General features: G+C 45.4%; 24 protein-coding genes. 14 read left to right on the forward strand and 10 right to left on the reverse strand.

Annotated elements, in window-relative coordinates:
- The first annotated feature begins 1 nt into the window (after position 1).
- The 5 genes from GXP69_RS11415 to GXP69_RS11435 all read left to right on the forward strand — a co-directional run bounded on the left by GXP69_RS11415 (position 2) and on the right by GXP69_RS11435 (position 6,845).
- Complete coding sequence (locus GXP69_RS11415; protein WP_163915187.1) at positions 2–1,117, forward strand: DegT/DnrJ/EryC1/StrS family aminotransferase; 1,116 nt, start codon at positions 2–4, stop codon at positions 1,115–1,117.
- 683 nt (positions 1,118–1,800) lie between these two features.
- Entirely contained in the window at positions 1,801–2,748 is a 948-nt protein-coding gene (locus tag GXP69_RS11420) for a glycosyltransferase family 2 protein (protein WP_163915188.1), read from the forward strand.
- A 190-nt stretch (positions 2,749–2,938) separates the two neighbouring features.
- Positions 2,939–3,919: an acyl-ACP desaturase gene (locus tag GXP69_RS11425; protein WP_163915189.1), complete on the forward strand. Its 981-nt coding sequence runs from the start codon at positions 2,939–2,941 to the stop codon at positions 3,917–3,919.
- A gap of 157 nt (positions 3,920–4,076) precedes the next feature.
- Positions 4,077–5,177, forward strand: coding sequence for a vWA domain-containing protein (locus tag GXP69_RS11430; protein WP_163915190.1), 1,101 nt, complete (start codon positions 4,077–4,079; stop codon positions 5,175–5,177).
- A 150-nt stretch (positions 5,178–5,327) separates the two neighbouring features.
- Positions 5,328–6,845 carry a sigma 54-interacting transcriptional regulator gene (locus GXP69_RS11435; RefSeq protein WP_163915191.1) on the forward strand — a complete coding sequence of 506 codons (1,518 nt, stop codon included), beginning with the start codon at positions 5,328–5,330 and terminating at the stop codon, positions 6,843–6,845.
- A 127-nt stretch (positions 6,846–6,972) separates the two neighbouring features.
- Here the strand turns inward: GXP69_RS11435 and GXP69_RS11440 are convergent, their stop codons facing one another.
- Positions 6,973–7,764 carry a class I SAM-dependent methyltransferase gene (locus tag GXP69_RS11440; protein ID WP_163915192.1) on the reverse strand — a complete coding sequence of 264 codons (792 nt, stop codon included), beginning with the start codon at positions 7,762–7,764 and terminating at the stop codon, positions 6,973–6,975.
- 169 nt (positions 7,765–7,933) lie between these two features.
- Between GXP69_RS11440 and GXP69_RS11445 the strand changes: the two genes are divergently transcribed.
- Positions 7,934–8,677, forward strand: coding sequence for a hypothetical protein (locus GXP69_RS11445; protein ID WP_163915193.1), 744 nt, complete (start codon positions 7,934–7,936; stop codon positions 8,675–8,677).
- Here the strand turns inward: GXP69_RS11445 and GXP69_RS11450 are convergent.
- Together GXP69_RS11450 and GXP69_RS11455 are read right to left on the reverse strand one after the other, a co-directional pair.
- On the reverse strand, positions 8,655–9,959 hold the full coding sequence (locus tag GXP69_RS11450; protein WP_163915194.1) for a dicarboxylate/amino acid:cation symporter: 1,305 nt from the start codon (positions 9,957–9,959) through the stop codon (positions 8,655–8,657). The genes GXP69_RS11445 and GXP69_RS11450 overlap by 23 nt on opposite strands.
- Positions 9,960–10,232: 273 nt before the next feature.
- Positions 10,233–10,691, reverse strand: coding sequence for a peptidylprolyl isomerase (locus GXP69_RS11455; protein WP_163915195.1), 459 nt, complete (start codon positions 10,689–10,691; stop codon positions 10,233–10,235).
- 127 nt (positions 10,692–10,818) lie between these two features.
- Here GXP69_RS11455 and GXP69_RS11460 point away from each other — a divergent pair, with 127 nt between their 5' ends.
- On the forward strand, positions 10,819–11,445 hold the full coding sequence (locus tag GXP69_RS11460) for a fasciclin domain-containing protein (RefSeq protein ID WP_163915196.1): 627 nt from the start codon (positions 10,819–10,821) through the stop codon (positions 11,443–11,445).
- Between the two features lie 44 nt (positions 11,446–11,489).
- On the opposite strand, the gene GXP69_RS11465 is transcribed toward GXP69_RS11460, so the two are convergent.
- Positions 11,490–12,191, reverse strand: coding sequence for an SDR family oxidoreductase (locus GXP69_RS11465; protein WP_163915197.1), 702 nt, complete (start codon positions 12,189–12,191; stop codon positions 11,490–11,492).
- Between the two features lie 214 nt (positions 12,192–12,405).
- Between GXP69_RS11465 and GXP69_RS11470 the strand changes: the two genes are divergently transcribed.
- Positions 12,406–12,831 (forward strand): vWA domain-containing protein, encoded by a 426-nt coding sequence (locus GXP69_RS11470; RefSeq protein WP_163915198.1) that lies wholly within the window; start codon positions 12,406–12,408, stop codon positions 12,829–12,831.
- A gap of 53 nt (positions 12,832–12,884) precedes the next feature.
- On the opposite strand, the gene rsgA is transcribed toward GXP69_RS11470, so the two are convergent.
- Together rsgA and GXP69_RS11480 are read right to left on the reverse strand one after the other, a co-directional pair.
- The gene (gene rsgA / locus GXP69_RS11475) at positions 12,885–13,808 is read right to left on the reverse strand and encodes a ribosome small subunit-dependent GTPase A (RefSeq protein ID WP_163915199.1); all 924 of its coding nucleotides are present in this window, start codon (positions 13,806–13,808) and stop codon (positions 12,885–12,887) included.
- A 1-nt stretch (position 13,809) separates the two neighbouring features.
- Positions 13,810–15,054 (reverse strand): 3-deoxy-D-manno-octulosonic acid transferase, encoded by a 1,245-nt coding sequence (locus GXP69_RS11480; RefSeq protein WP_163915200.1) that lies wholly within the window; start codon positions 15,052–15,054, stop codon positions 13,810–13,812.
- A 116-nt stretch (positions 15,055–15,170) separates the two neighbouring features.
- On the opposite strand from GXP69_RS11480, the gene GXP69_RS11485 reads away from it, so the two are divergent.
- The 4 genes from GXP69_RS11485 to GXP69_RS11500 all read left to right on the forward strand — a co-directional run bounded on the left by GXP69_RS11485 (position 15,171) and on the right by GXP69_RS11500 (position 17,446).
- Complete coding sequence (locus GXP69_RS11485; RefSeq protein ID WP_163915201.1) at positions 15,171–15,800, forward strand: HAD family hydrolase; 630 nt, start codon at positions 15,171–15,173, stop codon at positions 15,798–15,800.
- Positions 15,801–15,882: 82 nt separating this feature from the next.
- Positions 15,883–16,314 carry a VOC family protein gene (locus GXP69_RS11490; RefSeq protein WP_163915202.1) on the forward strand — a complete coding sequence of 144 codons (432 nt, stop codon included), beginning with the start codon at positions 15,883–15,885 and terminating at the stop codon, positions 16,312–16,314.
- A gap of 12 nt (positions 16,315–16,326) precedes the next feature.
- Positions 16,327–16,698 (forward strand): fluoride efflux transporter CrcB, encoded by a 372-nt coding sequence (gene crcB / locus GXP69_RS11495; protein ID WP_163915203.1) that lies wholly within the window; start codon positions 16,327–16,329, stop codon positions 16,696–16,698.
- A gap of 100 nt (positions 16,699–16,798) precedes the next feature.
- A complete protein-coding gene (locus tag GXP69_RS11500; protein ID WP_163915204.1) occupies positions 16,799–17,446 on the forward strand; it encodes an SUMF1/EgtB/PvdO family nonheme iron enzyme in 648 nt (215 codons plus the stop codon).
- Between the two features lie 86 nt (positions 17,447–17,532).
- Here the strand turns inward: GXP69_RS11500 and GXP69_RS11505 are convergent, their stop codons facing one another.
- Positions 17,533–17,847: a winged helix-turn-helix transcriptional regulator gene (locus GXP69_RS11505; RefSeq protein ID WP_163915205.1), complete on the reverse strand. Its 315-nt coding sequence runs from the start codon at positions 17,845–17,847 to the stop codon at positions 17,533–17,535.
- 122 nt (positions 17,848–17,969) lie between these two features.
- Between GXP69_RS11505 and GXP69_RS11510 the strand changes: the two genes are divergently transcribed.
- Positions 17,970–18,881 (forward strand): ClpXP adapter SpxH family protein, encoded by a 912-nt coding sequence (locus GXP69_RS11510; RefSeq protein ID WP_163915206.1) that lies wholly within the window; start codon positions 17,970–17,972, stop codon positions 18,879–18,881.
- Positions 18,882–19,001: 120 nt separating this feature from the next.
- Positions 19,002–19,673 (forward strand): hypothetical protein, encoded by a 672-nt coding sequence (locus GXP69_RS11515; protein ID WP_163915207.1) that lies wholly within the window; start codon positions 19,002–19,004, stop codon positions 19,671–19,673.
- 106 nt (positions 19,674–19,779) lie between these two features.
- Here the strand turns inward: GXP69_RS11515 and GXP69_RS11520 are convergent, their stop codons facing one another.
- The 3 genes from GXP69_RS11520 to GXP69_RS11530 all read right to left on the reverse strand — a co-directional run bounded on the left by GXP69_RS11520 (position 19,780) and on the right by GXP69_RS11530 (position 22,230).
- Positions 19,780–20,409, reverse strand: a complete 630-nt coding sequence (locus GXP69_RS11520; RefSeq protein WP_163915208.1) for a peroxiredoxin — start codon at positions 20,407–20,409, stop codon at positions 19,780–19,782.
- Between the two features lie 29 nt (positions 20,410–20,438).
- Positions 20,439–20,906, reverse strand: coding sequence for a Fur family transcriptional regulator (locus tag GXP69_RS11525; RefSeq protein ID WP_163915209.1), 468 nt, complete (start codon positions 20,904–20,906; stop codon positions 20,439–20,441).
- A gap of 550 nt (positions 20,907–21,456) precedes the next feature.
- Positions 21,457–22,230: an enoyl-CoA hydratase-related protein gene (locus GXP69_RS11530; protein ID WP_163915210.1), complete on the reverse strand. Its 774-nt coding sequence runs from the start codon at positions 22,228–22,230 to the stop codon at positions 21,457–21,459.
- Positions 22,231–22,264: the final 34 nt, after the last annotated feature.

Below are 22,264 nucleotides of genomic sequence, written 5' to 3' on the forward strand. Positions count from 1 at the left end.
TATGCAGGTACCATACTTCGCATTCAGGGATTGGCCTGCCGGCATAACGCAGCAAGTGGAGCAGGCTGTTACAGGCGTGCTGCGCGGACAACAGTACATTCTCGGGCCCGAGGTTGAGGCTTTTGAGACGAACTTTGCGAAATTTTTAGGTGCAGGGTATGCGGTAGGAGTGGGCAACGGCTTTGATGCGCTGGTGCTGGCAATGAAAGCTGTTGGTATTGTACCTGGCGATGAAGTGATTTTGCCTGCCAATACATTTATAGCTACGGCAAATGCTATTGTGCAACTGGGGGCAACGCCTGTTTTTGCTGAGCCAGATGCTAAAACCTATAACCTGAAAGCATCTACTGTCGAGAAGCTTATTACGTCTAAAACCAAAGCTATAGTTGTAGTGCACCTATATGGGCAAGCTTGTGAAATGGACGAAATTCTGCAGCTTTGTGAGCGCTATAGTTTAAAGTTGATAGAAGATGCAGCGCAGGCACATGGCGCTACTTTCCTGAATCAGTTTGCCGGATCGTTTGGTCATGCGGCTGCTTTTAGTTTTTATCCTACCAAAAACCTTGGTGCTATAGGCGATGGTGGAGCCGTAGTAACGAATGATGAAGCGGTCGCAGCTTTTGTAACCAGGTACCGCAACTATGGGCAAACCGCAAAATACCAAAACGACATAGTGGGTATAAACTCCCGGCTGGATACGCTACAGGCGGCAGTACTGGATGTTAAACTGAGATACCTGCAACAGCAGAACGAAGAACGGCAACGGTTGGCACAGGTGTATCTGCAGGAATTAAACCAAACCGGTGATCTGCTATTACCTATCTCAGCCGACCATTGCAGCCACGTATACCACATTTTCAATATCCGTACCCGTTTGCGCGATAAATTAAAAGAGTTCCTTCAGCAGCAGGGAATCCAGACGGCAATTCACTACCCGGTACCTATTCATTTGCAACCAGCCTATCATTACCTTAACTATAAGTCTGGCGATTTACCGCTGTCAGAAGAACTGGTCAATACCAGCCTGAGCCTCCCCCTCTTCCCCGGCCTCACTGAAACAGAGCAGGATCACATCATTAGTTGCGTCAAGAAATTTTTTGCACAGACCAGTGATTAATTTCTGAATCGGGGTTAATGGAGATTGGATTGATTAGTATGACTGGACTGTTGGCGTCTGCTATAGTTTGAGCTATCGTTCTATAGTAAAGGTAGTCCAACCACCCCTGCCCCTCCTTATCCAAGGAGGGGAACTTAAGGTTATAGCTATAGTTGGCTATAGTTCTATAGTTACAAACCACAAACAGGCAGGCGCAGCGTGCCTCTAGGAACTACTACCACGGAAAAAGCCACAGCACTTAAGCTACTCAAACAAACTATAGTTTAGCTATCGAAAGATCACAGTCTTTGGGTTGAGCGCCTTTGACTTGTTGCGGTGCCGCAGGCAATCCGACGCAGGAGGGTAGCAAGAAGGCAGCAGCGCGATGCCCAAAGACGGGGCCCCGCGGCCGTGAGCGCACCAAAGCAAGAGATGAAACTGTAGGCGAGTAGAGCTCCCAGGATAAGTAGTAGCAATGAAAGAAACAGCTTGTTTCAAGGTGCAACTATAGCCAACTATAGGACATACAAGATGTCTCGACTAACGCTCGACATGACTAAGAAACAACTATAGTTTGAAATGGATTTCTCGCTTAGGCTCGAAATGACAAATGAGAAACTATAAACGTCGGTTTTATAATTGCAGCAACAAAATTTAAAGCCACCTATTGACCAAATGCTTAAATTAGAACTTTAAACTAACCGATGCCACTACCACGCGTCAGCATAATCTGCCTGTGTTACAATCACGAAAGGTTCTTGAAAGAGGCCCTGGATTCTGCTTTGGCGCAAACCTATCCAAACCTGGAGCTGATTGTGGTAGATGACAGCAGTACCGATAACAGCCCCACGATCATAGATGAATATTGCCGCCGGTTTCCGCAAATCAGTTTTATTAGTACAGGCCAGAATGTGGGCAACACCAAAGCTTTTAACATAGGATGGCGTGCATCAGAAGGCGAATTTATAATTGATTTTGCTACCGATGATGTGCTACTGCCGGACAGGGTAGAAAAGCAGGTTAATCAGTTTCTGGCCTTAGATAAAAGCTACGGCGTTGTGTATTCCGATGCGGCTTATATCGATGATCATTCCAATTTTCTGCATCTGCACAGCCAGAAATACAAGCCCTCACTGGACGCAGATGTATTCCGGGAAGTTCTGAAACGCTACTTTATTTGCCCGCCTACTATGATGATGCGGCGCGAGGTGCTGGAAGAGCTTAATGGTTATGACGAAACCCTTGCCTATGAAGACTTTGATTTCTGGGTGCGTTCTGCCCGAAACTGGAACTATAGCTACTTGCCGGAGATAACCACCAAACGTAGATTACATCACAACTCGCTCTCAGCCAAATACTATACATCTGATGGTAAAATGCTGCGATCTACTTTAGAGGTCTGTCAGAAGGCTGTAAAACTTTTGAGAACCAAAGACGAAAAAACAGCCTTAATCCAGCGGCTGAAGTATGAGATTCGCCATGCCTATCTGACCAATCATTTTACAGAAACAAAACAGTTTCTGAAGCTGCTGAGGGATATAACACCCAACCCCGGAGTTATTTCTCAGCTTATTACGCGGCTCAGCAACAGCGAAATCTCGTTGAGTTTTATCCGACGCTTATACTATAGTCTACGCTACGGCAAGTCCTAGGTTTGAATTATAAAAACATAAACTATGTTCTATATTTTCTGAGATTTATCAGATAAACAATTCGTGTTTTTCACGTACATATTTATTTAAAAGCAGACTATACGCTTATTTCATTAGTAACTAATTAAAATCGGCTGCCAATGTTCCGGCATTAATCTGTATATTTGAGTTTAAAATTAATCACCAACTTATGATCACAGCAGTCTCTTCGCGTGCAGAAGTAATTAAATGGATGGAAGATTTTGTCGGCGAAAAAATTACTGAACTGTTAAAGTCAGTAGAAGATAGCTGGCAACCAGCCGACCTCTTACCAGATTCAACACTTGATAACTTTTTGGGTGAGATAAAGGAATTACGCGAGCGCGCCAAAGAACTTTCTTATGATTTACTGGCCGTGCTGGTAGGTGATACTATTACAGAAGAAGCACTGCCAACCTACGAAAGCTGGCTGATGACAATAGATGGATTACCGAGCGATCCGAACGGCCCGTGGATGCGCTGGAACCGTGCCTGGACTGCTGAAGAAAACCGTCATGGCGATATCCTAAACCGTTATCTGTTCCTGAGTGGCCGCATTAACATGCGCGAAATGGAAGCTTCTACGCAATACCTGATTGCGGATGGTTTTGACCTGATGACGGATAACGACCCATACCGTTCGTTTGTATACACATCGTTCCAGGAGACTGCTACCAATATTTCGCACCGCCGTGTGGCCCAGATTGCGAAGCGTGAAGGCGATAACGTGCTGGCTAAACTTTGCGGTCACGTAGCTGCTGACGAAGCCCGCCATGCCAAAGCTTATAAAGCGTTTGTGAGTAAAATATTTGAAGCCGATGCAAACGAAATGATGCTGGCTTTTGAAGACATGATGCGCAAAAAGATTGTGATGCCGGCACACTATATGCGCGAACTTGGCGTAGATATGGGCAAAACCTTCGGGCATTTTACTGATGCCGCGCAACGCATTGGTGTTTACACTTCTGCTGACTATACCGACATTTTGGAAGGCTTGATTAAAGAGTGGAAAATAGAAACACTTACAGGTCTGAACGAAGCCGGAGAACGTGCCCGCGACTACGTTGTGGCCCTGCCAGCACGTTTAAAGCGTGTAGCCGAGCGTATGAAAGTGCCGCAGTTGGAGTACAAATTCCGCTGGATAGCTGACTAAAACTATAAAGTTTGAACTATAGAAAAGGGCAGGTTACGCAAGTAGCCTGCCCTTTTTACCTTTCCTCAGCCCCTTCCTATTCTTAGGAAGGGGCTGAGGAAAGGTAAACTAACAAAACACCTGTAGCGTTGTTATACTATACAACGCATTACAAACTATGGCTTTAGGGTACAGATTTGCAGAATATATTCCGCCGGAAGATAGCAAGCCAAGCTTTGAGACACTGCTCAAGTTATTTTTGCAGCTGGTAACGATAAGTTCCGGCGATGTGGCGGAGGCGCTTTCCTGGCTAAGCTCGCTGGATAAACAATATAACCTGACCAGCGATGAGTACGGCATCGGTGATTTTATTGAGGACCTGAAACGGAAAGGTTACCTGGACGAAAATCCGCAGGAACGGGGAAGCTTTAGTTTAACGGCCAAAAGTGAACAGGATATTCGGCGCAGTGCGTTGGAAGAGATTTTCGGGAAGCTGAAGAAAGGCGGGCAAGGCACACATGCCACCCCACACACCGGCATCGGCGACGAGGCCAGTACCGACCGGCGAGAGTACCAGTTTGGCGATGCGCTGGAACAGATCTCCATGACTGACTCTATCCGCAACGCGCAGGTAAACCACGGTTTAGGCGAGTTCAGACTGACAGAGCAGGACCTAGAAGTAACCGAGACCGAGCACAAAACGCAGGCTTCAACAGTGTTGATGATCGACATATCGCACTCTATGATTTTGTATGGCGAGGACCGCATTACGCCAGCCAAAAAAGTTGCGATGGCACTGGCCGAACTTGTGAAGCAGAAATACCCGAAAGATACGTTGGACATCATCGTTTTTGGGAATGATGCCTGGCAGATAGAAGTAAAGGACTTACCATACCTGGAAGTAGGACCGTACCATACCAATACAGTTGCCGGTTTAGAGCTAGCCATGGATATTCTGCGGAAACGAAAAACACCGAACAAGCAGATCTTTATGATCACGGATGGGAAACCAACCTGCCTTAAAATTGGCCTTAACTACTATAAAAACAGCTTCGGCCTGGACCGCAAAGTAGTAAACAAAACACTGAACCTGGCTGCACAATGCCGCCGTCTCAAAATTCCGATCACCACGTTTATGATTGCAACAGACCCTTACCTGCAGCAGTTCGTGGACGAATTTACCAAAGTGAATAACGGCCAGGCATACTATAGTTCGCTCAAGGGCCTCGGCCACCTGGTATTCCGTGACTATGGCCGCAACCGTAAGAAAAGCTTTTAAAGTTAGAAAGTTTGTAAGTTAAAAAGTTAGAAAGGTATAAAACCTGTTAATCCTCTAATCCTGATTCTGACGAATAAACAAACAATTTAACCACCAACCATTTAGCCATTAAAACTGCTTACTGATAAGTGTCAACTGATAACTGAAAAAATGGATTATAAAGACATACCAGCCGATAAGCTATTACATATAAAAACACTGGGACAACTGAAGGCAACCGGTTACGAACCACAATCGGTAAAGCAGGAGCTGCGCCAGAACCTGATCAAAAAGCTACAGAACAAGGAAGATGTTTTTCCGGGCATCTGGGGCTACGAAGAAACTGTAATTCCGGACATGCAGCGGGCAATCCTTTCAATGCACCACATTAACCTGCTGGGTTTGCGCGGACAGGCTAAAACCCGTATTGCCCGCCAGATGATAGACCTGCTAGATGAGTACATACCCGTTGTGCAAGGCTCTGAACTAAACGATGATCCATTGCAACCGCTCTCACGTCACGCCAAAGACCTGATAGATGAACATGGCGACGACACACCCATTACCTGGCTGCACCGCGACGACCGCTATACCGAAAAGCTGGCCACGCCTGATGTATCGGTAGCTGACCTGATCGGCGATGCCGACCCGATAAAAGCGGCTACCATGAAGTTACCTTATTCTGATGAACGCGTGATCCACTTCGGGTTGATTCCACGCTCTCACCGCGGCATTTTTGTAATTAATGAATTGCCCGACTTACAGGCGAGAATCCAGGTAGCGCTGTTCAATATTCTACAGGAAGGCGATATCCAGATCCGTGGGTTTAAAGTGCGCATGCCGCTCGATATACAATTTGTGTTCACGGCAAACCCCGAAGACTATACCAACCGTGGTTCTATCGTTACACCACTCAAAGACCGCATCGATTCTCAGATCATCACACATTACCCTAAAACGATAGAAGTAGGTAAGAAAATTACCCAGCAAGAGGCGCACATTAAAGACGAGCAGAATAAACTGGTGCAAACCAACGACATCATCGGCGATCTGATAGAACAGGTGGCTTTTGAAGCACGCGAGAGTGAGTATGTAGACCCGAAAAGTGGCGTATCAGCGCGTTTAACCATATCTGCTTTCGAAAATTTGTTGAGCGCTGCCGAGCGTCGTGCGTTACTGAACGGTGAAAACAAAACCTATGTGCGTGTCGCAGATTTCCTGAACACCATTCCATCTGTAACAGGTAAAGTTGAGCTGGTGTATGAAGGCGAGCAGGAAGGAGCAGGGCATGTGGCGCAGGTGCTGATGGGGAAAGCCATCCGTACACAGTTTCTGAAATACTTCCCTGACCCGGATAAGGTGAAGAAAAGCAAACAGGCCAATCCTTACAAAACGATAACCGACTGGTTTGGCGATGGCAACACCGTAGATATTCTGAACGATGCATCGGCGGCAGACTATAAGAAAGCGCTTAAGAAAGTACCCGGCCTGGAAGAACTGATTGAAGCACACCAGAAAAGCGTGAAAGGTGATGAGAAACTGTTTATGATGGAATTTGCCCTGCATGGGTTGGCAGAGCACAGCCAGTTAAGCAAAAGCCGACTCAGCACCGGGTTGCAGTTCAAAGACCTGCTCAGTGGTATGTTTACGATGCCCAAGTTCGGGGAAGAGGATGAAGACGACTTTTAACAGTTAGAAAGTTTAGAAGTTAGAAAGTTAGAAAAGTAAAAGGCAGAGCGAAGGTTCTGCCTTTTACTTTTAAAGCATTGTTCCAAATCTCTTAATGTAATTATGTTTGGCTGTAAGAGCCGTTTCTCTACTTTTTAATTGCTTTTACAGCATATACCAGTGGTAACTTCCCTTCCAGATCCTTTATGCGGTACTGGCTTCCGGATTCAGTCGTCTCCTGAAAGATGTTGTAGGGAGAATAGTCGTATTCCCGAAAGAGGCTTAGCTCTAAATTATGCTGCAGAAGCGCTGTTATTACATCGCTAAGTGGATGGTTCCACGTGTAGGAGTCATGCGAGAGAGGTGCATCTTTATCTGCATAAGTTCCTTCTTCAGTTTCAACTATAGGCCCTTCGTTAAAATATGAGTAAGTAATTTTCTCCTGTTTATTGTCGTACATCCAGATGAAGGGGTGAAACTCTACCAGGTAAAATGCACCGCCGGGTTTAAGAAACGTGCTAACTATACTTGCGAAGACTTGCATATCGGGGTGCCAGCCTATTACTCCATAAGAGCAGAAAACGATGTCAAACTGCTCCGCCAGGTGTTTGTCGAGCTCCAGCACATTGCAGCAGATAAAGCGGGCGTTTAAATCTAGCTCAGCTGCCAGTTCCTGCGCCTTCGCAATCGCCACATCCGAAAGATCCACGCCGGTTACATCCGCTCCCATTCGCGCCAGCGATAAGGTATCCTGCCCGAAGTGGCACTGCAGGTGGAGTATTTTCTTGCTCTCTACACTGCCCAACAGTTCAAGCTCAATATCATTAAGAGAACTTCGGCCAGCTTTAAAAGACGCCACATTATAAAAAGCAGAGTCGACATGTACCTGGGTTCTGGCATTCCATAATGCCTTATTCTGATTAATATAATCTGGTATCATAGTTTTATAGTTTTTGTGAGGCGTTTACACTTAAGTTACTTATAGTTATCTGCCTTATTTATTAGCTGTAACTATAACCTGCATTCTATCAAAGTCAATATAATGAATAAGTTACGATAGGCCACTAAATGCAGCAACCTGCGCAGGTAAATTAAAGTAGCCAATACCTATGGAGCATCCTATATCTGTCTGGCCTATACTGTTTCTTGTCCTGATCCATTTTTACGGGAACAGGTTGCGTTTCCTGGCAGGGGTGCCACGTAGTATCTGGCTGTCCGGAGCGGGAGGCGTGTCAGTGGCTTACGTTTTTCTGCACCTGTTCCCGGAGTTGCAGGAAGGGCAGGAGCACCTGCAGGAAAATACCTGGTGGGCAACCCGGTTCCTGGAGCATCATGTATACCTGGTGTCGCTTTTCGGGCTGGCCGTGTTTTATGGGCTGGAGCGCTCAGTAGTATCTATGAAGCGGGTACAGGTTGCCAAAGATAACAAGGAGGACAGTAAGATAGCGCCTACCGGAATTTTCTGGGTACATATTGGGTCGTTTGCCATTTATAATGCACTGATCGGGTACATTCTTTTCCAGCGGGAAGAAGGGCCTGTACACGAAATGATACTCTTCTCAATAGCGATGGCCTTACATTTTCTGGTGAACGACTTTGGCCTTATGGAGCATCACCGGGAAACCTACCGCAAATATGGCCGCTGGATACTGGTACTGTTTCTTGTGCTAGGCTGGGGAGTAGGTTTTGTGAAAGAAGTGCCCCAGACAGTGGTAATTGTACTGATGGCATTTGTAGGTGGGGGCGTAATTATGAACGTGCTGAAAGAGGAATTGCCCGAAGAGCGCGAAAGTCGTTACTGGGCCTTCGCGCTCGGGGCTGGGTTATACGCTATTTTACTTTTATCTCTGTAGGTGGATGCAACTGGCCTTCGGTTCGGGCTACCATCATGGCCACGGTTGCGTCGCCGGTAATGTTTACGGTAGTGCGCATCATATCCAGCAGGCGGTCGGGCGCAAGTATAAGTGCAATACCTTCTATCGGGATGCCTGCCTGTTGCAATACAATTACCAGCATAACTATACCGGCACCAGGCACAGCGGCAGCACCTATCGAAGCCAGTGTCGCCGTCATTACAATACCCAACTGCGCTGCCAAGTCCAGTTCAATGCCATAGGCCTGGGCTATAAACACCGCAGCTACCGATTGGTAAAGGCTGGTACCGTCCATATTTACAGTCGCGCCCAGAGGTAATACAAAGCTGGTAATCTCCTTGTTTATGCCCAGGTTTTTCTCAGCGCACTCCATCGTTGCCGGTAAAGTCGCTGCACTAGAAGAGGTTGAGAAAGCCAGCATTTGCGCCGGAAATATGCCCTTCAGAAAATGCTTATAGTTAGACTTGCCTATAACAACAACCAATATCGGGTAAACCGCAAAAATCATTAACAAAAGCCCGATAATGACCACAATGCAGTAGTAGCCCAGCACCATCAGCAACTCTAAGGCAGCGCCCGGGTCGTCGCCGGCAAAATCTACCACCAGCCCGGCCAGCAAAGCAAATACGCCATAAGGTGCAACCATCATAATAATGTCTACTATCTTCAGGATAGCAGTATTCACGCCATCAAAAAAAGCACTGACGGGCGCAGCCTTATCGGGCGGTATCAGGATGAGGGCAATGCCAAAGAACAGCGCAAAAAAGATAACCTGCAGCATGCTGCCGTTGTTGGTCATGGCCATAAACAGGTTCTCGGGCACTATATCCACTATAGGTTGCAGGGGGCCTAACTGCTCTACAGCGGCAGCATCACTCGATTTTTCAACGGTAGTAGCAGCATACTGTTCTTTAAACTCTTCGCGCTTTTGAGGGGAGAAAGCTTTGCCAGGCTCAAATATATTTACCAGCACCAAGCCCAAAACTACAGCCAGAACAGTTGTTGCCAGGTAGGTAACTATAGTTTTGGTGCCAATGCGGGATAGTTTACTGATGTCACTCAGGCTGGCAATACCGGTTATGAGCGAGGCCAGTACCAACGGCACAGCAATCAGTTTTAGCAGGTTAATAAAAATAGTACCGAAAGGACTGATCCAGTCTGCAGTGAACTGATTGAGGCCAAGAGAACTGGACATCATGCCCCAGCCTACGCCAAGAGCCATACCAATCAGGATCTGCCAATGTAAAGCGAGTTTCTTCATGAATTTGTTTGTAAGCCTGCTGGCTGTTATGCAACCATATTATTTGCCTCAGAGAGAAGGATGTTTCTGCTAACGAGGGATTAGCAGAAACAGGAGCCCTTGTAAAACACTGGGCTGCTTTATTTCTAAATTAAAAATAAATACTGGCTAGGACTCGGTTTTGTTAGAAAGTTTAAACTATAGCTTTATATAATATAGGTACTACGCTATAGTTCAGGCAAAAAAAAAGCCGCTCCTGTGCGGGGCGGCTTCTATAGTTAGGTAACGCAGTGTTTATTCTTCGTTCACCACAATCTTCTCGATACGGTCGTTTGCGCGGATCTGGTCGATCACATCCAGGCCTTCTACCACTTTGCCGAAGCAGGTGTGGTTACGATCCAGGTGCGCTGTGTTTTTACGGCTGTGGCAGATAAAGAACTGAGAGCCGCCAGTGTTTCGTCCGGCATGAGCCATGCTCAGCACGCCACGGTCGTGGTACTGGTTTTCGCCATTCAGTTCGCAGTCAATTTTATAACCCGGGCCACCAGTGCCTGGTATCCCTTTTGCGCCATCGCGGGTATTAGGGCAGCCGCCCTGAATCACGAAATCAGGAAGGACACGGTGGAAAGTAAGTCCATCGTAAAAGCCATCCTGAGCCAGTTTTACAAAATTATCTACTGTTTTAGGAGCATCTTTCTCGTAAAACTCAACTTTCATTATCCCTTTAGCTGTATGGATTTCTGCAGTTCTCATGTATAGTTCTGGTTAATCTTCAACATCAATTATAGATAACAAAAGTAAGCAATTTATAGTTTATGATAATGATAATGTGGCAATAAAGCCGGCATTTCCTGAAGATGCGCCCTTACCCTAACGCTTTATGAAAACAAAACAGGTTATAAACTATATGCTGGCGCTGGCGCTGATAGTACTGGCGGGAGGTTGTGGTACAGATGCCAGCCACGACCAATTGCAGCAACGTAATTCGGTTTCGGCCTCTGATACCCAGGAGGCTGCCAAGCAACTGATTTCCGGAAACAGCCAAACGTTACAAAAAACTGCGGATGCAGGCTCTTCCAGAACAATACCACAAAACACACGCTATAACCGCGAACTTTCCACTTTTTACAAAGCTGTTCAGAAAGCCGGGATGGTGCAAGTGCTGAGCAATACAGGCCCCTACACAGTGTTTGCACCCACCAACGCAGCGTTCGATTCCCTGCCAGCCAATACAATGCAGGAGCTTCTAAAACCAGCCAACAAAGCAGAGCTTACCGCGTTGGTTAACAGCCATATAGTTGCAGGTAAAGTAGATGCATCGGCACTGCAGGAGGGGTCAACTATAAAAACGCTTGGCAACCAGCAGTTACAGGTAACAAAGGAACAAAACAAGGTGATGATTAACGGCGCCGAAGTAACGGATGCCGATATGATGAGCAAGAATGGGGTGATCCATGTGGTAAACAAAGTGCTGTTACCCGAAGCCAAAGAAGTTATAGCGCAATAAGTTAAACTATAGCCGGCACGTATTTATCTGCCGCTGCTATAGTTTCAGAAGGGATTAGTGGCCCATACAGCAAGCTCCGGTATAAAACCGCGGTTATCCATCTCCAGAGCACTTTTAATGGCCCATGCAATTTCCTGGCCACGCAGTTTGTTGGGCTCTGTGCGCCGCTCTTCCCGTTCTTCCCGGCCAAAGGCAGTAGTTACTTCGCTGGGGTTAATTAACATAACCCGTACATTGTACCGGCGCAGCTCCATCTGCCAGCTCTGCGTCATGCTGCGCAGCGCTGCCTTAGACGATGCGTAAACCGTGCCGCCCTCATAACTTTTGGTTGCTGCCGTAGAGCCGATATTAATGATATGTCCGTGCCGTTGCTTTTTAAAGATCCGTGCCGCGCCTGCTGCCATCATAGCTGCGCCAAAAACATTTACCCGGTAAATTTTTTCAAAGTCTTCCAGCGTAACCTCATCTAACGGCTTATGAAGGCCAATTCCCGCATTATTGATCAGTACATCCAACCGACCGAACTCATTCATGAAGGTAGTAAAGGTATGCCTGATGTCACCGGGGTCGGCGACATCGGCGGTGATAGGGAATGCCCCCAGCGCGCGGGCTGCACGTTGTGTGCGGTTTTCGTCCCTGCCAGTTATGGCTAAATTGGCTCCGTATTTTATAAGTAGTTCTGCAGTGGCATGGCCAATTCCTAAGGTGCCACCGGTTATCAGAATGTTCGCGTTATCCAGTTTCATTGTCACAGTGGTTATGTATCTGAAATATAAATTGTTAACGTTAAGGCGAAATGTTAGGATGAGGTGCATGACTATAGCCCGACTACTTTACGCATAAAATAAATAGAAAAGGGCCTAAACTAAATGAGTAGTTGAGCTGTAAAGGAATCCGGCTGTTGACCATAATTCGTTATATTACGCCTCTGTTTTTTCTTACAATATCTTATCAGCTCAAATGATTCTGCATAAAGATGGCCTTTTCATATTAGATTATGATGTAGCCTCCGACATTCTGGTAGTTAAATGGTTTGCAAGCGATACCGCTACAAGCCCTGAGTTAAGTTATACCATGCAGATTCTGGTGGAAAAGGTCCGCAGTTATGATATTAAAAGACTACTGATAGATGCCCGTGAAGATGTAGTCGCTGTATCGGATGAGGAATATGTAGAGCTTAATGTGAGTTTTGCTAAGAACCTGGTCAGTACCCGCCTTGAAAGGGTGGCACGTTTAGGCACTACTAATATAAACCGCGAGAATTTTGTGAAAGAGCTTGTGGCGGACTTGCAGACATTACCAGAAACCCATATAGTTTATAAGGAATTCAATGATCAGGCAACTGCAAAAGAATGGCTGCAGGATAGCAATAGGCGCGACTCCTGAACTCTGCTTCTTTACTTTCTGACTTATACTTTTCTAACCTTTTATCATCTAAATCACTTCCGGTTATCGTCGCCCATCAACATGCTCAGGTAGCTTTCGTAGCGGGTAAGCGAAATCTCGTTGTGGCGCACGGCATCTACTATAGCGCAGCCGGGTTCATTAAAGTGGGTGCAGTTGTTAAAACGACACTGGTTCATACGCTCGCGCATTTCCGGGAAGTAGTGGCCCAGCTGGTTTTTTGAGATATCAACTATACCCAGTTCTTTTATACCAGGCGTGTCTATGATGAAAGTCTCATTGTCGATCTCGAACATTTCGGCAAAGGTAGTGGTGTGCACGCCTTTATCCGAGAAATCAGAAATTTCAGAAGTCTTCAGCTCCAGGTCCGGAACTATAAGGTTGATGAGCGTAGATTTGCCTACACCCGAATGGCCCGAAAGTAAGGTTGTTTTGCCGTGCAACAGGCTGTTCATTTCCTCAGTTCCTTCGTTTGTCTTAGCCGAAACCGTGATGCTGCTGTAGCCAATTTGCTGGTACATGTGGCTGATCTGGCGCTGGTAATCGCGCATCTCCTCGTCGTACAGGTCAGTTTTGTTGAAGACTAGTACGGTTGGGATGTCGTAAGCTTCGGCGGTGACTAAAAAGCGGTCAATAAATCCGAAGGAGGTACGTGGCGAAACCAGGGTAACTATAAGCAGGGCCTGGTCCAGGTTGGCAGCTATGATGTGTGAGTAGGCTGTTTTATGCGTACTCTGGCGGATGATGTAGTTTTCGCGGTTTTCTATCTTATGGATCACGGCGGTGTCTTCGCCGGTCGTTTCCACGTCAAACTCCACGCGGTCGCCAACAGCCAGTGGATTGCTTACCTTAAGGCCTTTTATTTTGAACTTTCCGCGCAAACGGGCACGGTGCAGCTTGCCTTCCGCATCCCGAACCAAATACCACGATCCCGTCGATTTAACTACAACTCCTTTCATCTTATCTTTTTAACAGGCGCTGTATATCGGCCATAATTTGTGTGGTGGCACCTGCCTGCTCTTGTACGTATTGTTTTTCGGTGTCGGTTATAGTTTGTCTAGCGCCGGGTGTGGTTTGTACCTTCTCAAAAGCAGCCAGCAGCTCATCGGCATTATTCACCGGAAAAGCACAATCTAGTTTTACCAGGTCCACCGCTTCCTGAAACTTACCATACTTAGGCCCGAAAAACAGCGGTAACCCAAATACGGCAGCCTCTAATGTGTTATGAAGTCCTTTGCCAAAAGCACCACCAATGTAAGCGTACGTGCCATAACTATAGAGCGCCGACAGCATGCCAATATTATCGATCACCAGCACGCTATAGTTGGCTATAGTTTGGGCATCCGCCTGCGAGAACCTAACAGCACCTTCGCCTATAGTTTGTATCAGGGTTGAGATGCCACTCTCGTGGATCTCGTGTGGCGCGATGATGAACTTTATAGTTGACTTATACTTCTGGATAAGCGGAAGTAAAACATCAATATCGGCAGGCCAGCTGCTTCCTACCATAAACACCTTTTGCCCGGCAGTAAAAGCATCCACAACAGGTATCGGTTTTATAGTGGCGGCAGTCTGCAGTACACGGTCGAAGCGTGTGTCGCCGGCTATAGTTGCCTGGGTAACTCCTATAGTTTGCAGCAGCTCCAGCGATTGTTTGTTTTGCGTATAGATGTGCGTGAAGCGGCGCAGCATGTTGCGGTTAAATTCCCCGTATGGCTTAAAGAAAACTTGGTCTTGCCGGAAAATAGCCGAAATAGAAAGTATCGGAATATGATGCTGCTCCAGCTCCTGCAGGTAATAATGCCAGAACTCGTACTTTACGAACACTGCCAGCTTTGGCTGAACTATAGTTATGAATTTCCGGGCATTGGCAGCACTATCCAGCGGCAGGTAAAAGATAAAATCGGCACCGCTATAGTTTTTGCGCACTTCGTAACCGGAAGGGGAGAAGAAGGTAAGCAGCACTTTATACTCTGGAAACTCGGCTTTAAAGGCTTCTATAACCGGGCGGCCCTGCTCAAATTCACCCAACGAAGCACAATGAAACCACACGACCGACGCTGTGTTGCCAGCAAACGCCTCTTGCAACTTCTCAAACTGCCTGTCGCGGCCCTGCAGCATTAGCTTTGCCTTTTGGTTAAAAGGTGCCGCCACGGTGAGTAGTCCGTTGTAAGCTTTCAGGCCAATGTCGTAGAGTAGTTTCAAAACTATAGGTTGTGATTTGCTGCAAATATAGCGGTTTAGGTTGCAATAGTTTTGATTGTGTTTACCTCTGCCAACTATAGTTGCGTACAATTCTTACCCTAAACAGCAAACTCAAAATGGCAGACAGCAGCGCGCAGGAAATAAAAATAGCAGTTTTCGACCTGAACAAGACCTTCTATAACAAGAGCTCCAAAGACGAATTCTTTAAGTTTATCAGCACTAAAAAACCGCATAAAGCTGCTTATTATGTGCAGATGCTCTATTATAAAGCCCTGCTGAAAATGCACCAGATCAGACAAACCGAGTTTAAAGAGAACTTTTTTAATTACCTGGATAACCTGCCACCCGACAAGGTGAAAGAATACGCCAAAGAGTTTTGGGAGAAAGAGTACCCGGAGAATTTTAACCGGGAAATAAAGGAACGGCTGGATAAGCTGAAAAAGGATGGCGTACAGGTTTTCTGCGCTACCGGCGGGCTGGAAATTTACGTCGAGCCGCTGTTTGAACTATACAAGATTGATGGGTTCTTCGGGACAAAGGCAAACTATATTGACAATACGTACCTGGTTGATGGCAAAGCCTGCAAGGAAGAGGAGAAGATTGCCCGTTTAGACAAGCATTTCGGGGATAAGAAATACAGAATTGTAGAAGCTTACTCTGACGATAAAGAAGAAATTGTAAAGCAAGCGGATAAAGCCTGGTTGGTAAAAGACGGAGAACTAAAGCCCTATAAAAAGCAAACCTAAACTATAGTTTACCTGATTGGGATAGGTATTAATTGTTCTATATTTGGAAACAGAACGATCATCTAACCTTATAAACTATACCATGGCATCAATCAGCCCTTACTTGACCTTTGCAGGCAACTGCGAAGAAGCATTCAACTTTTACCGATCTGTTTTCGGTGGCGATTTCCCGTATGTAGGTCGCTTTAAAGACATGCCTTCCGAAAACCCAATCCCGGAATCAGAAGGAGACAAGATCATGCACATTTCGCTGCCGATCAGCAAGGAAACTACTTTAATGGGATCAGATTCTTCTGAAGCGTTCGGTCATGCTACGGTAATGGGCAACAACTTTTCTATCTCTATCAACGCCGATAACGAAGACGAAGCGAAACGCCTGTTTGATGGCTTATCTGCCGGTGGCCAGGTAACAATGGCTTTGAATAAAACTTTCTGGGGTGCGCTTTTCGGCATGTTTACCGACAAATTCGGTATCAACTGGATGGTGAACTACGATTACGAGCAGAAACACTAAACTATAGTTTAAATGAAGATACTTCTGGCAATTGGGGCAGGCAGTTTTATAGGTGGCGTGGGGCGATACCTGTTATCGCAGCTTATACAATCAAAAAGCCTGACCCAATTTCCGGTTGGTACGCTGGTAGTAAATATAGTAGGCTGTTTCCTGATCGGGATTGTTTTTGGCCTTTTTGCCAAAGGTACTCTATCAGATGAATGGCGCTTATTCCTGGCGACCGGCGTATTGGGTGGCTTTACCACATTCTCAGCCTTCTCCGGCGAAACGATAAGCCTGCTACAAGGCGGCCAGTATTGGCCGGCAATAGTTTATGTGCTTGCAAGCGTACTGCTTGGGTTGCTGGCAACCTTTATAGGGTTATGGCTGGTTAAGTTAGCGTAAGTAATTAACGCAAATTTCCTTAAATTATGATTATCTGCCGCTGATTAAACAGCTAAAAATAGTATATTCGGAATACTGATTTTAACCAACCATATCCGTCATGTTCGCTCTGCTCTTCATTTTGTTCCTGGGAACGGGTGATGTCCCACCTATAGGAACCGCAAAAGTAAAAGACTATTATATAGATCGAACAGAAGTCCTGAACGTGCACTGGATGGAATACATGTTTTATAGAAAAAAGCAGCTGGATTCTGCAGAAGTGCATACTCTTTATCCTCAGGAAAGCAATACCTGGTATACATTACCCGAAAATTACTTTAAACCGATTGTATTAATTACTTACGAGCAGGCTTTGGATTATTGTAACTGGCGGTCTGAGGTTGTAAGTAAAAATATGAACAGGAAGGTTAAGTACACGCTGCCTACGAAAGAAGAATGGAGCGAAATTGCTGAAGCTCTCTTACATTCAGAGTTCGAAAGGATTAATAAAGAGCTGGAGAAAACTAAAAGAAAACAACGAAGACGTTCAGGAGTTTATTTTGTTCAGAATGCAAGTCGGAAGGATAACAGGATTTTAAATATTTTTGATAATGTTAGTGAAATGACATTAACAGAATATGTAGCAATGGGTGGTAACAACTATAGCCCAGACGAGTTAGATGGCAGCACAACCAGAACGATGCAGTATAACTCACCACATTTATATCTCGGATTTAGATGTATTGCTAAGTTTGTAGATGAGGAATAAAGATCTGCTTTATCTTCTTGCTACTATGTTGACCTAACTATAGTTGATAAACCATGCTACGGCACGGGTTAAGCTGGCCTAAGTAATCAGTTCAAGAATCCTTCCATACTTCTGAATACGGACACCATTGCTAGTCCTCTTTCTGACAGTGTATATTCAATGTGCAGCGGTTTTTCTTGAACTATAGTTTTAACCAGGATATCTGCTTCTTCCATTTCCTTGAGTGCTGTAGCCACTGATTGCTTATTGGAGCCCGGTAACTGGCGCAGCAAACTGTTAAACCGCACCGGCCCTCCCAACGCCAATCTAAAGATCTGCGGCTTCCATTTACCTGATAATTGCTTTAAAATGTTCTCGGCGGGGCAGCTCGGATCGCCTTGTGAAAAATTATTGGTAGTCATGTTTTTTTGACTAATTGACTCTCCCTGATTATAGTTCGACCTTTGTAAAAGTAGTTCAATACAGCCTGTTAGCTACTATAGTAACAGGTTATTTTTTACAATGTTTAACGAGAAATAAAACCATGGAGACAAAACCAATGATGCATTGCGATATGGAAACCGGTATCTGCGAAATACCAACTTCAGAAGCAACTATAGAAGATACCAATATCGCTGCCACTAAGAAGCCAATCAAACTATTATACTTTACCGACCCGATCTGTTCTTCGTGCTGGGGCATCGATCCGCAGCTAAAGAAACTGGCGCTGGAGTACGGATCCTATTTTGAAGTAGAATACCGCATGGGCGGCCTGCTGAGAAGTTGGGATACTTACGGTGGCCGCGACGTGAACGGACCAGCCAGCGTAGCCCAGCACTGGGAAGAAGCCGGCGCCTACTACGAAATGCCAATAGACGGCGACCTGTGGCTGGAAGATCCGCTGCCATCTTCTTACCCGCCATCTATAGCCTTTAAAGCGGCCCAGTTGCAAGGCGAAGAAAAAGCCGTGAAGTTCCTGCGCAGGATAAAGGAAATGATCTTTTTAGAGAAGAAAAACATTGCCCGCTGGGAAAACCTGGCACTCGCTGCAGAACAAACCGGCCTGGATGTAGTGCAGTTAAAAGCTGATTTTGAAGGAAAAGCAGTAGAGCTGTTCCAGCAGGATTTAACTATGGCGCGACAGCTGGGTGTTCGGGGCTTCCCGACCATTTTTGTATCGGATGAGAACGATAACCGTGTGCTGGTATATGGCTCGCGCCCTTACGAGCAGTATGAGCAGGCGCTGCTGCAGCTACACCCGGACGCAACTAAAAAAGCGTATGATACTGATTACACATCACTTTTTGCCAACTATAGCACGCTTACAACCAAAGAGTTTGCGGTACTTGCTGGTGTGAAAAAGAGCGAGGCAGAAGTGTATCTGCAGAAATTATATGAGGAAGGTAAGATTGGCAAATATGCATCCAAGAACGGCGCGCTGTGGATAAAACAGTAAGCTGAACTATAGAATGATATAAACAAAAATCCCTGGCCTGAATGGCCGGGGATTTTTATTTTATAGCTGATAAGGCTTGTTTTACGTTAATAGACGTTTCGGAATTATTAATTGTGGCAGATGATAAATAGGTTAATACATAATCTTTCTCTAATCACCATTATTGGAGTACTTGCTGGTTGTTCCAAAGATGAAGTTGAAACGCATGAGCCTACAATTAAGGCTCCGGCTACCTTTGAGCTATACAACGTCGAGACCAGCGATGTTGAAGTGTATACCAAAGATGGTAAAGTAACCGGCGATAAGGCAAAACACTTAGGCGGAAGTAAGTACCTGTTCTCAACTATAGTTGCCAATGTTTTAAAAGCAGAGTTTAAGGAGCAGGATACTGTAATTGTCTACAGCGAGTTTAAGCCGGATCCAAGCATAGAAAACAGCTTCTCTCATACTTATACTGCCTCGTACCAAAAACAAAACATAACCTTCAACCCATTAAAACTAACTCCGGTAATGGTTCTGAACCCATCTGCTTCAGAAGGCTACAGGCTGGAAAATGATTTCAAAAAACTGGAAGAATTGCACAAGCTATTTATTGTAAAGCGGAATGATAGTATCCTGGCAATTGAGCGGTATCAGGAGGTTTTCTTGCGGCAGATAGGCAGTATAAAGAAAAGTTTGTTCCTGACAGTAAATACAGATGCTGACAAGCATTTACATAACCAGTTTCTGAAAGGTTCTGATACGTTATGGATCAGAAAGCAAACTATCTACTTAAAGAAGGTTGAGAAATAAGGATGCTCTTCTTCTCTGAGAAGGATGCGACACTGTCTGTTTAAATAAAACAAAAAGCCCCGGCATTTTTGCCGGGGCTTTTCTATCAATAAGTTACTTTTAAAGCTTAGTGCTTTGCAAGGTAGTTAGATACACCTTCTTTTGTAGCCTGCATCGCTTCTTTACCTTCAGACCAGTTTGCCGGGCAAACTTCGCCTTTCTCTTCGAAATACTGCAGGGCATCAACCATACGCAGCGCCTCGTCGATAGAACGGCCAAGTGGAAGGTCGTTTACAACCTGGTGACGAACTACACCTTCTTTGTCGATCAGGAACAGACCGCGGTAAGCAACCGGCTCACCAACAAATTCTACCTGACCTTCTTCGTTGTACTCGTAGTGACCAGCCAATACATCGTAGTTCTGAGCAATCGTTTTAGAAGCATCAGCTACCAATGGGTAGTTAACACCTTCGATACCACCCTGGTTACGTGGTGTGTTCAGCCATGCAAAGTGAGAGAAATGTGTGTCAGTAGAGCAACCAACTACAGCAACGTTTTTACGCTCAAACTCCTCCATTCTGTCCTGGAAAGCGATGATCTCGGTAGGACAAACGAAAGTGAAGTCCATTGGGTAGAAATAGAAAATCACGTGTTTTTTACCGATATACTGTTCCAATGAGAAGTTCTCTACGAACTCACCGTTTTCAACGGCCATTGCTTTAAAAGAAGGTGCTTTTTTACCTACTAATACTGCCATGTTTATTTAATTTTTAGGGTTTTAATAATCTATTTAGAAACTCGTATAATACTGATTTGTTTATCGGGCTCCACCTTATTTCCTGTTAGCTGTACCGAAAAGCCTTTGATCTCGAAGTTCTCCAGCTTTCGTTTGCTGAAAAAGTCTGTCAGCAGTTGCTCCAGTTCTTCGTCTTCAAAATCGACTATCTCTTTGGTTCTGCTACAGAAGATGTGATTATGCACATGCGTGTTCGCATCGTAACGCTTACCACCTTTCTCCGAGAGCGCCCTTTTGATCAGGCCTGTCTCCACAAACGTATCCAGCGTTTTGTAAACCGTACCCAGCGAGATGGTAGGATTTGCCGATCTCAGGTGCTGATGCACATCTTCGGCAGTAGGATGGTGCCCATGCAGTTCCATCACCGACTCAAATACAACAATGCGCTGATGTGTGGCCTTTAGTCCACCATCCGATAGGCGCTGTCGTACTTCGTCTCGCGTGAGTTTTTGCTGCATACTAGATAAGAATAATTCTTAACTAAGGAAAGTTCCTGCAAAGATAGAAGTAAGTTTGAAAGTTAAAAAGTTTGGAAGTTAGAAAGTTGAAGAAGTTTAGGAGTTAGAGAGTAAGTGAGTTTGGGAATTAGAAGATGTAGAGACGCAATACTTTGCGTTTCAGCTATAGAACTATAGGTTTGAACGGGGGATTACCATAAGTTTAAAAGAGTGCAACTTGTGGACAACTATAGAATCAGTTTGTAACTAGCTTTCTGCGCGAGTTTAAATTATAGTTTAGCTGGAAACAATAGTTGAGTTATGGTTGGAATAATTACCATGGTGCGAGCGTCCTCGCTCGTGTCGAACTATAGTTGGGCGTTCAGCCCAGTTGGATTGCAAATCCAATGTTATAGATAAGTCACGGATCACAGATCCGCGCCAGCATAGAACTATAGCCAAAACTATAGTTCTATAGTTTTGGCTATAGTTTGCCGCAAGTTATATTGAAGCTAAACTTGTTGTGTAGACAACTTTCTAACTTTTTAACTTCTAAACTTTCTAACTATAGTTACCTTCCCTTAAACTCAGGTGCGCGTTTTTCTACAAAAGCGTTCATGCCTTCAGTCTGGTCTTCTGAGGCGAAGCATAGGTAGAAATTCTTGCGCTCAAAGTGCAGGCCTTCGTCTAATTGGGTTTCAAAAGAGCGGTTAACAGATTCTTTGGCCAGTTTAATAGCTACAGGAGACATCTTAGCAATTTCGGCTGCCAGTTTAAAGGCTTCATCTAAATACAGTTCAACCGGTACTACACGGTTTATCAGGCCTTGTTTCTCGGCTTCTTCGGCTGGCATAAACTTACCAGTCAGTACCATTTCCATGGCTTTGGCTTTTCCTATTGCTTTGGTCAGGCGTTGCGTGCCACCAGCTCCCGGCATCACGCCAATCTTAATTTCAGGCTGACCGAACATAGCTGTTTCTGAAGCGATGATCATATCGCAGGTCATGGCAAGTTCGCAACCACCACCAAGGGCAAAACCCGAAACAGCTGCAATAATTGGTTTTTTTGTTTTGCGGATCTGATCCCAGGTCGAGAACTGATCGATGTTAAGCATATCAATGGCGGTTTTGCCAGCCATTTGCTTAATGTCAGCTCCAGCTGCAAAAGCACGTTCGTTTCCTGTTATGATAATGGCACGCACCTCATCGTTATCGTCCAGCTCTTTCAGTGCATCGCGCAGTTCACCCATCAGTTGCAGGTTAAGGGCGTTCAGTTCTTTAGGTCTGTTAAGTTGTATCAGTGCTACATGGGGCTGTGCCTGTGGGGTAACAAGTATAAATTCCATAGTTATGCTTAGCTTTTTGTTATGCAGGCTAAAT

The organism is Pontibacter burrus, from assembly GCF_010686685.1.
Lineage (GTDB): Bacteria > Bacteroidota > Bacteroidia > Cytophagales > Hymenobacteraceae > Pontibacter > Pontibacter burrus.